The sequence below is a fragment of the Marininema mesophilum genome, assembly GCF_900106775.1.
GTDB classification, from domain to species: Bacteria; Bacillota; Bacilli; order Thermoactinomycetales; family DSM-45169; genus Marininema; species Marininema mesophilum.
In genome coordinates, this window is record NZ_FNNQ01000015.1 from 51,803 (window position 1) to 69,041 (window position 17,239).

Below are 17,239 nucleotides of genomic sequence, written 5' to 3' on the forward strand. Positions count from 1 at the left end.
ACCGAAGAATAGCAAGCATGCGACTTGCCCTTTTAGTATCAGAGAGTTACGTTAAAAAGGTACCTCGTTGGTTAATATTACTATTGACAATAGAAGGAGATGTTGAACAATGTGCGGTATCACTGGATGGGTAGATTGGAAACGTGACCTGTCAAATGAAAAAACGATCCTTGAACAGATGACAAATACGCTTTATTGGAGAGGTCCAGATAACGATGGTTTTTGGCTTAGCCAACGCGCTGCTTTCGCCCATAGACGACTCATTGTCATTGACCCCGAAGGGGGAAAACAGCCCATGGTTCGTCAGGAGAATGGTCGTCAGTATGCACTTACATACAACGGCGAACTATATAACTTTCGCGAGTTGCGTCAGGAGTTAATAAGTCTTGGCCATACCTTTGAGACCCGATCAGACACCGAAGTCGTCCTTCGTTCCTACATCGAATGGGGAACAGATGCCCCCCGGCGATTTAACGGAATTTTTGCAATCGCTATCTGGGATAGTGCAAAACAGGAACTGATCCTGATAAGAGACCAATTGGGTGTAAAGCCCCTTTTCTATGCTCAGCGGGAGAGCTCTGTCCTTTTCGGTTCTGAACTAAAAGCACTCTTAGCCCATCCAAGCGTTCGTCCAGAAATCGATCGTACAGGATTGGCTGAATTATTTATTACAGTGCCTGTGAGAACACCTGGCAATGGCATTTACCGCGATGTACATGAAGTACGTCCCGGTCACCTTCTCCGTTTTAGTGCTAAAGGCATGCAGGATGAAACCTACTGGAAACTAGAAAGCCATCCCCATGAGCATGACCTTGAGACAACGACCCTTCATATCCGTGAATTGTTACATGATACCGTCCAACGGCAATTGATCGCCGATGTCCCTGTAGTATCGCTACTCTCGGGTGGACTGGATTCAAGTGGATTGACAGCCCTTGCCGCCCGTGAGTATCGCAATCAAGGGAAAGATCCTTTACACACATACTCTGTCGATTTCATAGGAAGCGACCGTGATTTTCAAACAGACCCTCTTCATCAAAGTTTAGACACCCCTTGGGTTCAGCACATGGTAGAACATACAAACAGCCACCACCACAATGTCACCCTTGATACCCCAGATTTAATTGCTAATCATGATGTCCCTATCCACGCCCATGATCTTCCTGGCATGGGAGAAATGGAAATTTCCCTCTATCTGCTTTTCCGCGAAATTAGAAAAAAAGCGGTAGTTTCCTTATCTGGGGAGTCTGCGGATGAAGTTTTCGGAGGATACCCTTGGTTCCATGATCAAAAAGTGCTTCAAGCAAAAACATTCCCTTGGAATGTCACAATGGAATCAGGCAAATCACTTTTATCAAACTTCCTAACCCCAGATGCACAAGAGGTTCTGCAGTATGATGAGTATCTTCACCAGCGTTATGAAGAAGCCATCGCAGAAGTTCCTACACTTCCTGGAGAAAATCCTCACGATGCACGAATTCGTGAACTTTTTTATCTAAATTTAACGCGGTTTCTTCCAGTCCTGCTCAATCGAAAGGATCGTATGAGCATGGCGACCGGTCTTGAAGTACGTGTACCTTTCTGTGATCCACGTCTTGTACAATATGTATGGAACATTCCCTGGGAAATGAAAAACGTCGATAATATCGAAAAGGGAATTCTACGGAGAGCATTCGCGGATGTATTACCAGAAGGGATCATCAAACGACGTAAAAGTGCTTATCCCTTCACCACTAATCCGACTTATCTAGCTGCTCTACGATCTCGGATGAATGAGATCATCCACGACTCTAACTCTCCATTAACATCCGTCATTGATCGTGATGCCCTACAAAAACTCTACGATGCAACAGAACATCCGAGTCAAAAGATTACACGGTGGATTCAAATACTAGATCGACTGGTACAAACGAATACATGGTTGAGTAAATACGATGTTTCCATCCGTTTGTAGTTCCACTGTATAATCCTCCTCACTTCTCCCCAAGTTATACTTGTGCGCCGGGTGGTTTGCCCGTCTCGCCAAATTTGTTGTAGGAGTGAAGGAGATGGCAGAGCAAGACCGTAAGCAAAAAGATAAAAAAGAAGTGAATCGAAATATCCAATTTGCCTATGAGCAAAGTGGAGAATTGACCAAGGAGAGCAAAGAAGAAAGGGACTCCGAACAAGAGCAGGATACAAAAGCGTGCAGGGACCAGGACTAACTAAGAAAACCGCGGGGTATATACCCGCGGTTTTTTCACGATTAGGCCTGTGTACTCGTTAAAATAAAATTACCTTCTATGTAGAGAAAGAGGACATTTAAATCAGCGATGCGACAGGACAAGTCGTTCATCTTCTCCATTAAGCGGTAAAAAGTTGCATCATCCTCTGCTGTGTGAAGCTCTTCAAAGTAGCCCATATATAATGCTTCAAATGCTTGGATACGGGGAGGGATCTCGGCACACACTTCTTGGCACAGCAACTCAAAGCGATGCTGCTCCTCCAAAGTAAGTACCTCATAGGCCACATGGAGTAGTGGACGCTTAATTTGAAGACGTTCATCGTCGAACAATTCATATCGTTGAGTTTCCATCTCATCCCTCCCTATGATCATTTCTATCATCATAGCTGTCCCTCAAGGGATACGCAAGAAATAGCACGTTTTTTACAGTAGATAGAGAGGGATACCCGATCAGGATACTCGTTCTAGCTTCTTTTCCAAGTGATGAATACGTAACTTCAGGATTACCCGATACTCTTCTTCACTTTTGGCGATCATCTCATTTAGCACATCGATGGCTCCTCGGATCTCCCCCTGTTCTTCCAAGGCTGCAACATAATCAAGCCCTGCATAGGGAGTGAGAAACTGAGGCGTCCAGTATTTCTCTGCCATTTGAATTAATTCATCACATAAACCATGCCTAAATAAGAGAGTCGTCACTGTCATCAAAGCAATTTCCTCTTCCCAATCAGGAGGATCCTTTTTTTCCTCATGATAGCCACAGCTGGACTGGATCGCTAAACAAAATTGACTGATGGCTTCCTTCACATTTCCTTCTTTGAGATAAATTCGACCCAGTTCTAACTGGGGCCACCAAGCTTCTTCATTGGTAGCAAAGGATCCAAGGAGAGCTATTGCATGCGCTGGATCAGGAGTTGCACCAACTAACATGCGTAGGGCCATTTCTTGATTAGGTTCCCGAGTAAGTCCTTGATTTAAAGCATCGATCATTTGCTCCTGCTTTTTTTCTGCCGCGTAAAGTCGAGCAAGGTATGTAAAGGCAACTCCTCTATTGGGAAATAGATGGATGCACTCTTTGAGGATCGCTTCCGCTTCTGAATAGTTCTTTTGTCGATGATGGATCAACCCTTTTAGTAAGAGGGCTTCTTCTCCACGATCAGTCAACTCTAGTATCCGATCTACACTCTCAGAAGCCTCGTCTAAAAAGCCATCCCGATAGAGTTGGACAGCAAAGGCGTACAAATTTTCTGGATGGTCCCAATCTGCCTGTACGTTCTCCGGAATTACTCGGATACGAAACTCTTCACGATCAGTCCAAATTAGCCGACCAAGTTCGTCAAACAATGGGATACTCTTTTGTTCCTCCAATGCCCAGCCTCCCGTTTTTTATATGCTTTATAATCACTTACTCGAGTAATGTTGGTTTCTTTTATCTTGACAGATGTCGCTTTCGTTGAACATACTACCCATGAACCAATTCATCTCCACCTCAGGTAGGATATCCATGTCAACCAAAGTAGCAGATTACCCAATCCCAATCTTCTATTAATCATCATGCTAATCTTCCTCAATTTGTTTCTAATCTATTAACCATGGTATAATTTATGGAATGGGGACTTTCTCCTAATTTTCGCATGATCAAGTTACCCATCCTCTTTTGGATTGGATCATGATATTTTTTAGTCAGAGGTGAGTTTCCATGAACGGAAAAACACCACGCGTTATCCTCGGCATGTCTGGTGGAGTTGATTCTTCAGTAGCCGCCCTCCTTCTGAAAGAACAGGGCTATGATGTAATTGGCCTTTTCATGAAAAACTGGGATGATACAGATGAGAATGGCTACTGTACAGCAACCGAAGACTTCGAAGATGTACGACGTGTCGCTTCTCACATCGGAATTCCTTACTACTCCGTCAACTTTGAGCGGGAATACCGAGACAAAGTGTTTCAATACTTTCTTGATGAGTATAAAGCAGGACGTACCCCAAATCCCGATGTAATGTGTAATAAAGAGATTAAGTTTGGTGAATTTCTAAATAAAGCCCTCCAATTAGGTGCGGATTATATCGCGACAGGCCATTATGCCCAAGTAGAGCAGGTTGATGGAACCTATCACCTTTTACGAGGTCAAGATCCAAACAAAGACCAGACCTACTTCCTCTACACCCTGGGACAAGACCAATTAGCAAAAGCCATGTTTCCTATCGGACATTTGGAGAAGCATGAGCTACGCAAAATCGCAGCTGAGGCAGGGCTTCCCACTGCCAATAAAAAGGACTCTACTGGAATCTGCTTTATCGGTGAACGGGATTTCAAAGATTTTCTCTCAAATTATTTACCAGCCCAACCAGGAGAGATGCAAACTCTTGCTGGAGAGGTAAAAGGACGCCATGATGGTCTGATGTACTACACCCTTGGTCAACGCCAAGGTCTAGGAATCGGAGGTGGTGGATCTGGGGACCCTTGGTTTGTAGTTGGAAAAGACCTCGCTCGCAATGTTCTCCTTGTCGGGCAAGGTCATGATCACCCAGCACTATACTCCGATGGGTTAATCGCCAGTCATCTCCATTGGACCAATCAGATCGAAAGATCCACTCCCTTCACCTGCACAGCGAAGTTCCGCTATCGGCAAAAGGATCAGGGAGTGCGTGTAGAGCCCCAATCAGACGGTACCTGCCGTGTCCTCTTCGATGAGCCTCAACGTGCTGTTACACCAGGACAATCCGTCGTCTTCTACGATGGAACAAAATGCCTTGGCGGTGGAATTATCGACACCCCCCTCCTTTTGGATGCCTAACTACTCAGCCTCGTTCTCAAAACGGGGCTTTTTTATGTTCAAACAACTCCGTCTGAAGACGGAGCTTCATCCCTTCCTCAGTACCTTCACCAATACTCTCCAATTTACTAAACTGACAATACAACACCTTATTTAGGAGAAAAGGATTTTAAGATCGAGATGTCCAACCTATAAGAATCATCCATGGATAATCACCCTTCATTCACCTATAGAAAGGAAGTGGCGCGGCACACCATGCAACTCCCAATGTGCCGCCAACTCTTATGAAACCATTCTTTAGCAAGAGTACATTGATCGCCTTCATTATCATCACCCTGGGGGTTTTATTTCTCCTCGAAAATATTGGCATCCTGACAATCCCTGTCTCCACTCTGATTTCCACCTGGTGGCCTGTCCTCTTTTTTGTGGTAGCAACAGCAGCGTTCATTAAAGGATTAAAACCTCTCTTTCGTAAACAATCTCCTCATCTTGGACCAATGATCGTAGGAACCGTTCTTTTTCTGGTGGGTTGGAATCTCCTGGCTAATAAACTAGGGTTTGACGCTCTCAATTGGAAAACCATCGCAGGTATCCTATGGCCGCTAGCCATCATCTATTTTGGTTTGCGAATTCTCTTCCCTGGCTACGCCCACAAATACTACCGTCACAGAATGCATCGCACCATCCATGATGCAGAAAACCAAGAACACTGCCATCATCGCTTCTCACATGCAGAGAACCCTTACACTTACAGAGAAGCTAAAAAGGCCTATAGAGAAGCGACTAAAAGACATCGGTCACGACAATCGAATCAGATGATGTTTGGAGAAATTCGGATTGGCAAAAAGCCTTTTCAGCTTGAAAATAAGGAATACTGGATAGGTGCTGGATCCATCGATCTGAATCTTACGCAAGCGATCATCCCCGATCAAGAAGTCACTATCGATATTGCAGGATGGTTTGGTGAGATCCAAGTCTATATCCCTTCCCATCTACCGGTTCGGATCGAAGCGTTTGTTCGGACAGGAAGCTTAAAAATACTGGATAATGATGATCAAGGTGGCTTTAATCGATTCATAACCACCAAAACCCCTGATTTTGATGAAGCTACCAAGAGATTGGTGCTCAATTTTTCCCTGACTTGTGGAGAAATCCGCGTCATCCGTGTATAAGGAGGAGTCACTGTGTCACGAAGCCGTTCTGATCTTCGCTGGGATATCCTTTCTGTTTTTATAATCAACAACTGCGTCGCACTCCTTCTGTGTATCGGCGGATTTCTCATCGTTCACGGGACAACGAATCTACCCCTTCTCTTTAGTATTCTCATTGTTTCTGCACTGGTTCCTGCTCTCTATTTCGGTTTAAAAGAGAGCAACCGTTTGAAAAATAGTTTACAACCTCTACGGGATGGGGCAGTCTTCCTCGCTAATGGTAAGCTATCCCACCGTGTTCCTGAAAAAAGTGGTGCTGATATTATCGATGATATCGCCGACCAATGGAATCATATGGCGGAACGATTAGAAACCCAAGTGGATGCTCTGCAGAAGCTATTGACCCGCAATCGTGAACTAGCCGACCAATCCAAACAACTGGCGATCATCGAAGAACGCCAACGTTTGGCAAGGGAACTTCATGACTCGGTTAGTCAGCAGCTTTTTGCCATCTCCATGACAGCATCTGCTCTCGTCAATGTTGCCCAAACTACCCCATCCTTTTCAGAGAACCTGCGCTCTTCCCTAGGAATGTTGGAGGAGACAGCCGCTAAGGCGCAGGACGAGATGCGCGCTCTTCTTCTCCACCTGCGTCCTATTGGTCTAGAAAATCAAGGGTTAAAGCCCGCATTAGAGCAACTACTTACCGAATTAGCCGGTCAGCACTCCTTTCAGCTTGAGTGGGAATTAGAAGATATCCCCTCCATCGGGCGAGCGATGGAAGAGCACCTTTTCCGTATCACACAAGAAGCCCTCTCTAACTTACTCCGACATAGTAAAGCCACCTATGGGAACATCCTGCTACAACACCGACAAGAAACGTTATTTTTGACCGTCGAGGATAATGGAGTCGGATTCTCAGAAACGGATCGAAAGAAGTCTTCTTATGGATTAGCCACAATCCGTGAGCGGACTCAAGAAATGGGTGGTGATGTACGAATTGTGTCCGTGAAAGAAAAGGGGACTCGGCTTGAGATTCGTATTCCCAGTATAAATAAGGAGGAGAAGTCCCCATGACAATCCGAACACTTATCGTCGATGATCATGAAATGGTTCGCCGTGGTTTAGTCGCTTATCTGACGACACAACCTGATATCGAAATTGTTGGGGAAGCTGCAAGTGGACGGGAAGCTGTCACACTCCTTACAAAAACCCAGCCTGATATCGTTTTGATGGACCTTGTGATGGAAGAAATGGATGGTGTAGAAGCTACCAGGGAAGCTGGCCGGGTGAGTCCTCATACGCGGGTCATTGTGCTAACTAGCTACCTCAATGATGATAAGCTGTTTCCAGTGCTAGAAGCGGGTGCATTTAGTTACATACTAAAGACCTCCCGCGCCGGTGAAATTGCGACCGCTATCCGAAATGCCGCCTCCGGTCATGCCACAATCGAGCCACGTGTCTCCGAAAAAATACTTCATCGCATGAAGACAAGCGCCACCCCCGCACTTCATGAAGAATTAACTGAACGGGAACGTGAGGTCCTAGCACTCCTTGGACAGGCGAAAACCAATCAACAAATTGCTGACACCCTATTCATCGGCGTAAAAACCGTCAAAACCCACGTCAGCAATATTCTCTCTAAACTCCAATTAGAAGATCGTACTCAAGCTGCTGTTTACGCTGTTGAAAATCATCTTCATCAAGAGAAAAAGGATTCTCCTGACGTCTAAGATTCTCGCCAAAGCTAGACTTCTGTCCCACTCGCTTTTCCATTCCGATTTCTGGTTTCACTAAATGATCTCCACTACAAAAAAATTCCCTGGCTAAGTATCGCCAGGGAGCTTCTATTTATCAAGCTCGTTATTTCACACGGTAATGGAATGGGATGCGAATTTGATCTCTTCCATCCTCTGTCTGCACCTTGATATACCCTTGTAGATCCTCCCCTGCTTTTTTACCGACAGGTGAGATCGTTACCTTCACTGTTCCCTTCTTTCCTTTTGCCAATTGTAAGGAAGAGCTACTCAACTTTGCGAGATTCTTATCGACTCGAATCTGATAGGTCTGCTCCTGCTTTGTAACATTTTTCAGGGTGAAATTCAGCGTTTTCTCCTTATCGACCAATCCAAAACTGAGGCTAGCGGGAGAAGCCATTGCAGGGGTGTATAACGCCTTAAACACGTTGATAATTCCGCCACCCACTTCAAGTGGTTTCGTGTCCCCACCTTTTATATTGCCACCGGTTCCAATCAAAGCTGCCTTGATATCCTCTGGCTTCCAATCTGGACGGGCTTCTTTCAACAGTGCAGCTGCTCCAGCAACATGAGGTGCAGCCATAGAGGTCCCACTTAAGGAGGAGAGTCCTCCACCAACCACACTGGAGTACACATTCTCCCCTACAGCAGCTACATCAGGCTTTAATGTGTAATGGACTGTGGGTCCTCGGGAGGAGAAGTAAGTCAAGGTTTTCGCAGCATCACTTTTTATATCCAGCAGTGCGTTAGGCAACATACTGGCCGATACGCTCTTTCCTTGACCTAGCCAATCTCCATCGGCTTGGGATACCATAACGGCTGGAATCTTCACCTTCTCCTCCACAGTCATCGTAGCAGGATCACCCGGGACATTATTGGTGATAATCACCCCTACAGCCCCTTTATCCTGGGCATTGGAGGTTTTGATTGTAAAGGTGCAGTCTCCTCGTTTGATCACCGCGATTTTACCAGTCAGGTCCCCTGCAATACCTGAGCAGGCTTTTTTATCCCCATCCTCCACTTTAACAAGGGATCCCTTCGTCTCAGCATTTACTTTCCCACCTGGGGAGGCTCCAGCCGCAGAAAGCGCCTTATCTTTTCCATCTTGATTGATCTGAATCGATTGACCAATAAAGTGTCCATTGGCAACAGCCGCTACCGTAATCGCCTTATCAGCTGTTCCCGGAGAACCGACCGTCATCGGCCCTGGTCCATTATTGCCTGCTGATACAACCATGGTCATCCCAGCATCCGCCGCATCGTTAACGATCTCCGTCAATAAATCAAAGCCTGGTTCTGCCGGTGCACCTAGACTCATATTGGCCACATCCATACCATCCTTTACCGCAGCCTCTACAGCAGCTGCAATATAGATGGTCTCCGCTGAACAACTATCACAAGGGAAAACGTTATAGTTACCGAGATACGCCTTCGGTGCGACTCCAGAGAGGCGGGACTTAGCCACTCCGCTGGGATCCTTGTATCCACTTTTCCCTGCAATGGTACCCGCCACATGAGTACCATGACTCCCAATGGCTTTCGGTGTCGCACTGGTTTCAGGGCTGAAGACACGAGCAACGATCACCTTATTGGAAGTATAGGATTTCCACTCATCCTTGCCGGCAGGAACCTTCGGGAATCCCTCTGGCACTTTTAAAGATGGATCCTTGAAAAAGGGGTGATCTTGATCAATACCACCATCAATCACCGCTACCTTTACACCGCTACCTTTATAACCCATAGTCCAGAGCGGCTTATCATTAATAATCGAGTGACTGGCATTCATCGCAGGGCGATACTGAATGCTTTTCACTACCCGTTTCACATCGGGACCCTGTTTTAAGACAGCTGGATTAATACCATTGGCCTTCACAGCGACTCCATTTAGCGTCAACGCGTAGTCCTCAACTACCTTCGCCTGCAACGCTTTCTTTTTTAGCCAGCTCTTATACTGACCCCGTTTACTAGAAAGATATTTTTCGTAAGCCTTCACATTAGAGTCTTTTACATCGAGTTGATCTCCCTCTGCTACCTGGGTTGCCTTATACCCTTTAACTCCACCGTCATAGGTTGCAACGGATTCATCCTTTAACTCTACAAAGTAGTATTCACCCTTCGCATTATCCTTTACTTCCTCATCACTATTGGGATCCCAAGCAAGTGCGGGTAATGTAATACCCGATAGGGCAAAAATGCCCAACAAAAGGATCGTACTCATACGCCACTTCTTCTTCATGGTTTTCCCCCTTGGTAAACTACAGAATTATTAGACTATTACTATTACGATAAAAAATTCAGATTACCTGCTTCGATTATGGTTATATTATCCTGTATAAATCTATTTTTACAATATAAATAATAAAATTATATATATTAACCATCGTTTAATCATCGTCAAGCAATAAACCTGTCCATAAATGGAAATTTTATATATAATAGGAGTGGTTAAATCGAGAGGAGGAACGATTTTTGCGTAATCATTTTAACCTTCATCGGAAGATCCCAAAGCAGAAAATTTCGTCGAGAAGAAATCTACGATCATTGCGATGGAAGCCACTCCTGATTATCTCTTTGCTAGTGCTATTTCTAGGTGGCAGCTTCTGGGGAGGACGAGTCCTCATTAACAATGAAATTCAGAAAAATGAAAAAGTAATCAGCCAAGGGGCACAGAGCTACCCAACCAATCCTACCCTCGTCGACAGTGAGGAGGATTCGACCATGGACCCCTATGGGATCGATGAGGACACGGATTGGTGGAAACCAGGTCACCCCACTGCTGATGCTAAAGGACCATCCTCGCCAACCGTAAAAAATTTGTCCCCACCTTCGAAAAGCAAGAGTAACACGCACACAATCCTTCATAATAACTGGCACAATCCTGACCTCACACGTCAACCAAGCAAACTAACTCACCAACCAGTTAACAAACCCGATTCTATCCGCTCACAATCGAAAAGACCCTCTACACCTCACTCACCAAAAGGACTTCTTAAACTCTCCGTATGGGTTCCCTGGTGGGAGAAAACGTCTACTCTGTCCAACCTCCAACAACACGCAGATCAAATTGATGGGATAAACCCCCTTGGCCATGAATTAGAACCTGATGGAAGGATCTATCTACGTAAAGGGGCCTCATTAAACAATGAACTTATCAGCACAGCTCGAAAGTCACACATAGAGATCCTCCCTGTGCTAGGCAACTCCCATTCTGCTTCACTGATCCATAATCTCCTTAATAATGAAAAAAAACGTAAAAAAACCATTCAACATATTCGTCACTGGTTAGCAGAAAATCAATACGACGGGGTAGAACTTCAGTTTCAACCCCTATTGGAAAAGGATCGAGATTCCTTTTCTCTGTTCGTTGAAGAATTAGCCACAGCTCTTCACCAGGACCAACGCCTGCTCACCGTCGCCGTTCACCCTAAAACGACAGAGCCAGGAGGTGAGCCCCCTCAACGAGCCCAGGATTGGAAGCGAATCGGCCGTGCTGCAGATCAAGTGAAAATTATGGCCTGGAACTATAGTTGGGGGACCCCTGGACCCTCTGCTCCACAGGCCTGGCTTGATGATGTACTCACCCTAGCAGAAAAGGAAATTCCCCCTACCAAAATTACCGTTAGCCTTTCTGCCTTAGGGAACTACTGGCCTGGAGGAAAAAAGCAATACGCTCTCTTCCATCACCAACTACCTCAATGGAAGCAAACAGGAGCTAAACAGAAGAGCCTGGCTCCAGGGGAAGAGCCCTGCTATGTAATGAATTCACCCTCTACCCCCATCACAGGTTGTGTTCCCAATGCTTCCAGCCTTTTTGCTAAGTTAAAAGGAGTAATAAAAAATCACCCGACCATTCAAAGTTGGTCCCTCTGGTTCCTGGGGGCTGAGGACCCTAAGATATGGAATCTTCTAAAGAAGCTAGAAACACAAAAAAGCACCGATTGATCGGTGCTTTTTGGCGTGCCCTGGAGGATTCGAACCCCCGACCTTCTGATCCGTAGTCAGACGCTCTATCCAGCTGAGCTAAGGGCACATATTAATTGCTATCGTTCATGAAATGGAGCGGAAAAACTTCGTCTGTTAAGTTGAAGGCCAGCCACTTCCAACCAGTCCATCAACAGCGACAAGACAAACTTTATAATAGATCTTACTTAATGTCAAGGAAAAATAAATTTTTTATCACTCTACGATACCGTATTCATCTAAATGGAGTTTGCACGTTACCTTTATTTTGACATGAGGATACTGCTCTTTCCATTTTACAGCATTAAATTTACGATTACGACTACGTACCGCTTCACCAAATCCAAGTGGATCTACATTCATGTGTTGCAATTTTTTTACTAGCTGATTTGCATCGGTTTCCAACCTTTTTTTAATTAGTATCTCTAACTGGGGGATCACTTTCTCAGCTTTTCCTTTTATACCACGAATCTCTACTACATTGGCATGAAGATCAAAATACAGGGAGATAACGGGGGATTTACCCGTATTGAATACCTTAACCTTCCGATTCAGTTCTGTTTCACGTATAAACCCTTCTATTCCTTGTTTTGTCGTAAACGGATAGCCTGTACCCTCCGCTCTATCCCAATGCATGATCGTAAACAATGTCATATCTTTAAAGGAATCAATTTTCCCTTTCATCTTCGCTCCATCAAACAAAGCGATACCCTTTAGGACAGGGGTCCCTTCCTGCATAACCAATAATGGTAGCCACGGGGTACCATTCCTTCGATAATAGATATTTAAAAAATGATGGATATTCGTATCAGGGAGACGTCCATCATCTACATTGTGTTTGATTAATTCCAAAACCTTCCTTCCCACTTCCCTATCCTTTATTTGCTGAGCCACATCCTCAGCATTCCCATCGACTACTGCCAACGTTGGTATTCCAATAAAAGGATCTCTTTGCCATGAATCAAGGATATTCAAGATTCCATTTTTCGTCGCCATTTTTTTACCAAAGAGTCCTACCCGAAGCTTACCCATAACAAGAGGCCAATGTGTCCGTCCATTGAGTACTTCCTGCAACTCTTCACCCATTTGTATAACAACTTGATAGATTGAATTAGTCACGGTACGATCCGGATTGTACACAGGTACAACTACTGTAGCACGCACATGCTTCTTATCATGCCAATCATAAGCAACTGCTTGAATATATTGTAACTCATCGATTACACTCTGTCTGACACACCCAATGATGAGCAACATCATGATTAGTATACTGATACCAATCCAGAGCTTTCGTTTCATGGGACTCTCCTCCATTTCTCACGGAAGAATCCTACTAAATACAACAAAGGAAGGTACATGAAATTGATGACCACTCCCCACTGGTTTACAAATTGAATGTACTTGTTGATATCATCACGTCCTGAAAGAATGATATTCTCCAGGAAGATGAGTACCAAGGTAGCCACTAAAAACTTTCGCCCAGATGATTGGGGCCACAAGCGTCTTAAGATCCGGACACTAGCCCATAAAAGAAGGCAAACATTATCTAAAATGACAAAGGCCCAACTTGCTAACCCGACATACTCAAAACGCTCTAAAAAAGGAAATTGAACCACTTTAAATAGGCTAAAAGTAGCCCAAATTTTAGTCAAAAGTTGTTTTTCGGAAAAATAAGCTAGCGTTATGATGGAAACTACAAAGTAGAGGATCATGGTAAATAACGCCCCTGACTGCGCCCATTTTTGCGTACGAGGCCCTCCCTTAATTAGGGGATAGTACATCAAAAAAGTACAAAAACCTAAGTAACTAAACATCATCTCCTTAGATGCATTTAGTAACTGACCAAAGGTTGCCTCTCCAATAGGTAGCAAATTAGAGAATTCGGCATGTTCAATGGGAATAATCAGTAATAACAATAAATAAAAGGGAAGGATTACACTTAAGACAGAAATCCCTACAACGACACGAAATCCCCCTGAGACGATATAAAATACTAAGAGTAGCATGGCAAGGCTAATGGACCAGGTAGAAAGATCAGGGAACATCCATATCTGGACCAGCTCACTATAAGAACGAGTGACCGCCGCACCAAGTGAAACAAAGTAGATCATAAACACCAGACTAAAAATCTTCCCCAACCAAGAACCAAGAATCCGTTGATGCAGGGCGATTAAGTCTTCCCGCCTCTTTTTTAGGGCCAGATACATGAAAAATATAGCAATTTGGACGAAAACTCCCGCAATTAAAACAGCCATCCAGGAATCATGTCCTGCTTTCTGGGCAATGATTCGCTGAAAGCCAAGGCCCCCTACTCCTGTTTGAACCGAGTGAATTAAAAAGAATACATGGATACCAGAAATTTTATCATCGGGTGGTTGTAATTGAGCATCAGTCAATTGGCCCTGTAGTTTCATTCACTCGAGCCTCCCTGGGAACTGTCACCTTTTGGCATATATTGAGAATCCTTGGTTCTTAATTCGAGAGGCCGTCTTCTTTGCATACTAAAGGGTAAGCGAATATAACTATCTTTAAAATCAGAAATGCGCAGTGGAAATAAAGGTTCAAGATAAGGATTCCCTAATGAGGTCATGCGTATTAAGTGGGCACATAAAAAAATTACACCTAAAACAATCCCTAAAATCCCCCACATCTGCGCCGCTAACATCATTGGAAAGCGTATCAACCGAACAGCATTGCCCATTTGATAGATCGGGGACGTGAAGGTACTGAGCGCCGATGCTGCTACTATAATTAACAAAATATTACTTGTTAATCCTGCTTGAACAGCCGCTGTCCCGATCACGATACCTCCAACGATACCGATTGTCTGTCCCACCTTCGTGGGTAACCGTGCTCCAGCTTCTCTGATAAGCTCAATCGCCCACTCCAGGATAATTGCCTCTAAAATTGGAGGAAAGGGTACCGTTTCCCGTGAAATAATTAATATCCCTACTAAATCCTGAGGCAATAGCTCGTAGTGATAAGTCAGCAACGCTACATACAAAGGAGAGCCTATAATCGAGAGGACTGAAGACAAGATCCTTACGAACCGAAAAAAAGTGGCCATCTGCCAAGGTATAAAGTAATCATCAGAAGCTGTAAAAAACTCGCTAAAAGTAGAAGGGCCGATCAGTGCTTGGGAAGCTCCATCTACTAGAATGACGACTTTACCTTCCCCTAAAACACCCGCAACACGATCCGGTCGTTCTGTATCCAATAACTCAGGGAATACAGAGTTAGGCTGATCCTTAATCATTTGTGCAACAAATGAACTATCAATAATATCGTCGTAGCAAATCTTTTTGACTCTATCCTGTACTGTTTTCACATTTTCTGGATTTGCGATCCCCTCTATATGGAGAACCGCAATTTGCGTCTTCGATAAACTTCCGATCTCAATGCGATGGACACGTAAATCAGAAACTGGAAGACGCCTGCGGACTAAACCCAGATTCGTATCCAACCTCTCAACAAAGGCCTCTTTTGGTCCAAGAACGGTAAACTCTACCTCAGGTGCGGTAACCGAGCGACCACCCACCACAGGAACTGGAATCAAAATACCATCATGTTTACCATCACCCTCTAAGAGGACCATGACATACCCTTTCAAAAGCAAACTTTGCGCTTCATTGACATCATCGATAAGCTGCACTTTTTCTATTGGAATCGCCATGCGTACACTCTCATCATTACGAAGGTTGTCCCCTTCTAAAGCAGGAAGAATCACCGCATGTAACAAATCGTTATTAATTAAGCTCCTATAGTAAGAGACGGAATAGGGCCGATAAGAATAAGGAAAGGAACTATACACAAAGTCGACAGAATTCGACTCCTTCTCGACTACTCTTTGCCAATGGTCCGCCATCCCTTTTTTTCTTCTCCTTCTACCATCGCCCATTATGCTCCCCCCATCGTACACGCTAATTCCTAGCCTCCCCGTAATGAATGAGTCTATGTATAAAAATAAAAGACTGGCCAAAGGATCTTTATTAGATCCTTGGCCAGTCTTTTAGGGAAAATTTTTCGTTCGCTATATATTTGGAACACAAAAAAGCACCGATCAATCGGTGCTTTTTGGCGTGCCCTGGAGGATTCGAACCCCCGACCTTCTGATCCGTAGTCAGACGCTCTATCCAGCTGAGCTAAGGGCACATATTGGTGCGGATGAGAGGACTTGAACCTCCACGATCACAATGATCACTAGATCCTGAGTCTAGCGCGTCTGCCGATTCCGCCACATCCGCAGAGTAATAAGCAATTATTGGAGGCGGCACCCGGATTCGAACCGGGGATAAAGGATTTGCAGTCCTCTGCCTTACCACTTGGCTATGCCGCCGTAATGGAATGAGGATGAGACCTATGTCACACACTAAAAGCGAAAGGAGGACATCACATGATCCAATTGCCTTCCTCCCTGGAAGATCAAGAGGGGACCTTTGTTGCCATTGACCGCATTATGAATGAAGAAGGTTTTGTCCTTGGTGGCGGTTACGAATATGACCATGCTTGTTACGATAAAGTGCTCGATTGGGAAGAGACCCATGGACATCAAACGTATCTTCGTATTCCAGTAGTCGCTATTACGGGAAGCATTGGGGCTCGGAAAGCGCAACTTCAGATTGGAACACCCTTTGTATTGAAGCATCCCTTTAAGACAGGACCCGACACAACATCAGATGCAGGTCTCGTAACTAGTACCTTCAGTCAATTCTCAAACCCAGCCGACAAAGATGATTATGTGGACAAAGAGTGGATCATCCGAGCACAATCCGAATTACATCAGCTAGAAAAACGATTTGAGAAACAGGTAATCGATTGAAAATGGCAGGGGCGGCAGGAATCGAACCCGCGTTTGAGGTTTTGGAGACCTCTGTTCTACCATTGAACTACGCCCCTAAAACATATTTGGTGCCGGCGAGAGGACTTGAACCCCCAACCTACTGATTACAAGTCAGTTGCTCTACCAGTTGAGCTACACCGGCACAAATATGGTGGTTCGGGACGGAATCGAACCGCCGACACGAGGATTTTCAGTCCTCTGCTCTACCGACTGAGCTACCGAACCGCAGTGAGATAAATTTTAACACATTTATCTATTTATGTCAAGAAACTTATTAAAGTTAATGGCGGAGAGAGAGGGATTCGAACCCTCGAGACGGAGGTAACCGCCTACACGATTTCCAATCGTGCTCCTTCGGCCAGCTCGGACACCTCTCCACAATACTCCGTAAGCATGCATGACTTACGGAGTATGTCCTATGTAAGGACGATTAATCTGCCCGGCAACGTCCTACTCTCCCAGGGGCGCGAGCCCCAAGTACCATCGGCGCAGGAGGGCTTAACTTCCGTGTTCGGGATGGGAACGGGTGGG

Annotated in this window: 14 protein-coding genes, 8 tRNA genes and 1 rRNA gene; 8 read left to right on the plus strand and 15 right to left on the minus strand. The window is 44.9% G+C overall.

Features of this window, described 5'->3' with window-relative positions:
- Positions 1-109 precede the first annotated feature (109 nt).
- A complete protein-coding gene (gene asnB, locus BLV90_RS13475; RefSeq protein ID WP_091742100.1) occupies positions 110-1,954 on the plus strand; it encodes an asparagine synthase (glutamine-hydrolyzing) in 1,845 nt (614 codons plus the stop codon).
- Positions 1,955-2,048: 94 nt separating this feature from the next.
- Positions 2,049-2,204 carry a hypothetical protein gene (locus tag BLV90_RS16300; protein WP_177168070.1) on the plus strand — a complete coding sequence of 52 codons (156 nt, stop codon included), beginning with the start codon at positions 2,049-2,051 and terminating at the stop codon, positions 2,202-2,204.
- Between the two features lie 41 nt (positions 2,205-2,245).
- Here the strand turns inward: BLV90_RS16300 and BLV90_RS13480 are convergent, their stop codons facing one another.
- Positions 2,246-2,575: a hypothetical protein gene (locus BLV90_RS13480; RefSeq protein WP_091742103.1), complete on the minus strand. Its 330-nt coding sequence runs from the start codon at positions 2,573-2,575 to the stop codon at positions 2,246-2,248.
- A 99-nt stretch (positions 2,576-2,674) separates the two neighbouring features.
- Positions 2,675-3,592, minus strand: coding sequence for a tetratricopeptide repeat protein (locus BLV90_RS13485; RefSeq protein ID WP_091742106.1), 918 nt, complete (start codon positions 3,590-3,592; stop codon positions 2,675-2,677).
- A gap of 331 nt (positions 3,593-3,923) precedes the next feature.
- On the opposite strand from BLV90_RS13485, the gene mnmA reads away from it, so the two are divergent.
- From mnmA to BLV90_RS13505, 4 genes are all read left to right on the plus strand, one after another.
- Positions 3,924-5,021, plus strand: coding sequence for a tRNA 2-thiouridine(34) synthase MnmA (gene mnmA / locus BLV90_RS13490; protein ID WP_091742109.1), 1,098 nt, complete (start codon positions 3,924-3,926; stop codon positions 5,019-5,021).
- A gap of 263 nt (positions 5,022-5,284) precedes the next feature.
- Complete coding sequence (gene liaF / locus BLV90_RS13495; RefSeq protein ID WP_143035060.1) at positions 5,285-6,172, plus strand: cell wall-active antibiotics response protein LiaF; 888 nt, start codon at positions 5,285-5,287, stop codon at positions 6,170-6,172.
- A gap of 12 nt (positions 6,173-6,184) precedes the next feature.
- Positions 6,185-7,228, plus strand: coding sequence for a sensor histidine kinase (locus BLV90_RS13500; RefSeq protein WP_091742115.1), 1,044 nt, complete (start codon positions 6,185-6,187; stop codon positions 7,226-7,228).
- Entirely contained in the window at positions 7,225-7,884 is a 660-nt protein-coding gene (locus BLV90_RS13505; RefSeq protein WP_091742118.1) for a response regulator transcription factor, read from the plus strand. The genes BLV90_RS13500 and BLV90_RS13505 overlap by 4 nt, the downstream gene beginning before the upstream one ends.
- Before the next feature lie 130 nt (positions 7,885-8,014).
- On the opposite strand, the gene BLV90_RS16715 is transcribed toward BLV90_RS13505, so the two are convergent.
- A complete protein-coding gene (locus BLV90_RS16715) occupies positions 8,015-10,144 on the minus strand; it encodes a S8 family peptidase (protein WP_091742121.1) in 2,130 nt (709 codons plus the stop codon).
- Positions 10,145-10,377: 233 nt separating this feature from the next.
- On the opposite strand from BLV90_RS16715, the gene BLV90_RS13515 reads away from it, so the two are divergent.
- Positions 10,378-11,850: a glycosyl hydrolase family 18 protein gene (locus BLV90_RS13515; RefSeq protein ID WP_091742125.1), complete on the plus strand. Its 1,473-nt coding sequence runs from the start codon at positions 10,378-10,380 to the stop codon at positions 11,848-11,850.
- An 11-nt stretch (positions 11,851-11,861) separates the two neighbouring features.
- On the opposite strand, the gene BLV90_RS13520 is transcribed toward BLV90_RS13515, so the two are convergent.
- The 7 genes from BLV90_RS13520 to BLV90_RS13550 all read right to left on the minus strand — a co-directional run bounded on the left by BLV90_RS13520 (position 11,862) and on the right by BLV90_RS13550 (position 16,204).
- Positions 11,862-11,938 (minus strand) — tRNA-Arg (locus tag BLV90_RS13520).
- Positions 11,939-12,084: 146 nt separating this feature from the next.
- The gene (locus tag BLV90_RS13525; protein ID WP_177168071.1) at positions 12,085-13,167 is read right to left on the minus strand and encodes a Ger(x)C family spore germination protein; all 1,083 of its coding nucleotides are present in this window, start codon (positions 13,165-13,167) and stop codon (positions 12,085-12,087) included.
- Positions 13,164-14,282 carry a GerAB/ArcD/ProY family transporter gene (locus BLV90_RS13530; RefSeq protein WP_091742130.1) on the minus strand — a complete coding sequence of 373 codons (1,119 nt, stop codon included), beginning with the start codon at positions 14,280-14,282 and terminating at the stop codon, positions 13,164-13,166. The genes BLV90_RS13525 and BLV90_RS13530 overlap by 4 nt, the downstream gene beginning before the upstream one ends.
- On the minus strand, positions 14,279-15,766 hold the full coding sequence (locus BLV90_RS13535; protein ID WP_245726362.1) for a spore germination protein: 1,488 nt from the start codon (positions 15,764-15,766) through the stop codon (positions 14,279-14,281). The genes BLV90_RS13530 and BLV90_RS13535 overlap by 4 nt, the downstream gene beginning before the upstream one ends.
- Positions 15,767-15,943: 177 nt before the next feature.
- A tRNA-Arg gene (locus tag BLV90_RS13540) sits at positions 15,944-16,020 on the minus strand.
- 4 nt (positions 16,021-16,024) lie between these two features.
- Positions 16,025-16,112, minus strand: a tRNA-Leu gene (locus BLV90_RS13545).
- Positions 16,113-16,130: 18 nt separating this feature from the next.
- Positions 16,131-16,204, minus strand: a tRNA-Cys gene (locus BLV90_RS13550).
- A gap of 57 nt (positions 16,205-16,261) precedes the next feature.
- Between BLV90_RS13550 and BLV90_RS13555 the strand changes: the two genes are divergently transcribed.
- Positions 16,262-16,687: a YugN family protein gene (locus tag BLV90_RS13555; protein ID WP_091742134.1), complete on the plus strand. Its 426-nt coding sequence runs from the start codon at positions 16,262-16,264 to the stop codon at positions 16,685-16,687.
- Positions 16,688-16,690: 3 nt separating this feature from the next.
- On the opposite strand, the gene BLV90_RS13560 is transcribed toward BLV90_RS13555, so the two are convergent.
- From BLV90_RS13560 to rrf, 5 genes are all read right to left on the minus strand, one after another.
- Positions 16,691-16,764 (minus strand) — tRNA-Trp (locus BLV90_RS13560).
- Between the two features lie 10 nt (positions 16,765-16,774).
- Positions 16,775-16,850 (minus strand) — tRNA-Thr (locus BLV90_RS13565).
- A gap of 7 nt (positions 16,851-16,857) precedes the next feature.
- Positions 16,858-16,933, minus strand: a tRNA-Phe gene (locus BLV90_RS13570).
- A 59-nt stretch (positions 16,934-16,992) separates the two neighbouring features.
- Positions 16,993-17,085 (minus strand) — tRNA-Ser (locus BLV90_RS13575).
- 60 nt (positions 17,086-17,145) lie between these two features.
- Positions 17,146-17,239: ribosomal RNA gene (gene rrf, locus BLV90_RS13580) — 5S ribosomal RNA — on the minus strand; the annotation flags it as partial.

Excerpts from the sequence above, each read along its gene's own strand:
- asnB (WP_091742100.1), top strand. The coding sequence starts at position 110 with ATGTGCGGTATCACTGGATGGGTAGATTGGAAACGTGACCTGTCAAAT.
- BLV90_RS16300 (WP_177168070.1), top strand. The coding sequence starts at position 2,049 with ATGGCAGAGCAAGACCGTAAGCAAAAAGATAAAAAAGAAGTGAATCGA.
- BLV90_RS13480 (WP_091742103.1), bottom strand. The coding sequence starts at position 2,575 with ATGGAAACTCAACGATATGAATTGTTCGACGATGAACGTCTTCAAATT.
- mnmA (WP_091742109.1), top strand. The coding sequence starts at position 3,924 with ATGAACGGAAAAACACCACGCGTTATCCTCGGCATGTCTGGTGGAGTT.
- liaF (WP_143035060.1), top strand. The coding sequence starts at position 5,285 with ATGAAACCATTCTTTAGCAAGAGTACATTGATCGCCTTCATTATCATC.
- BLV90_RS13505 (WP_091742118.1), top strand. The coding sequence starts at position 7,225 with ATGACAATCCGAACACTTATCGTCGATGATCATGAAATGGTTCGCCGT.
- BLV90_RS16715 (WP_091742121.1), bottom strand. The coding sequence starts at position 10,144 with ATGAAGAAGAAGTGGCGTATGAGTACGATCCTTTTGTTGGGCATTTTT.
- BLV90_RS13525 (WP_177168071.1), bottom strand. The coding sequence starts at position 13,167 with ATGAAACGAAAGCTCTGGATTGGTATCAGTATACTAATCATGATGTTG.
- BLV90_RS13530 (WP_091742130.1), bottom strand. The coding sequence starts at position 14,282 with ATGAAACTACAGGGCCAATTGACTGATGCTCAATTACAACCACCCGAT.
- BLV90_RS13535 (WP_245726362.1), bottom strand. The coding sequence starts at position 15,766 with ATGGGCGATGGTAGAAGGAGAAGAAAAAAAGGGATGGCGGACCATTGG.
- BLV90_RS13555 (WP_091742134.1), top strand. The coding sequence starts at position 16,262 with ATGATCCAATTGCCTTCCTCCCTGGAAGATCAAGAGGGGACCTTTGTT.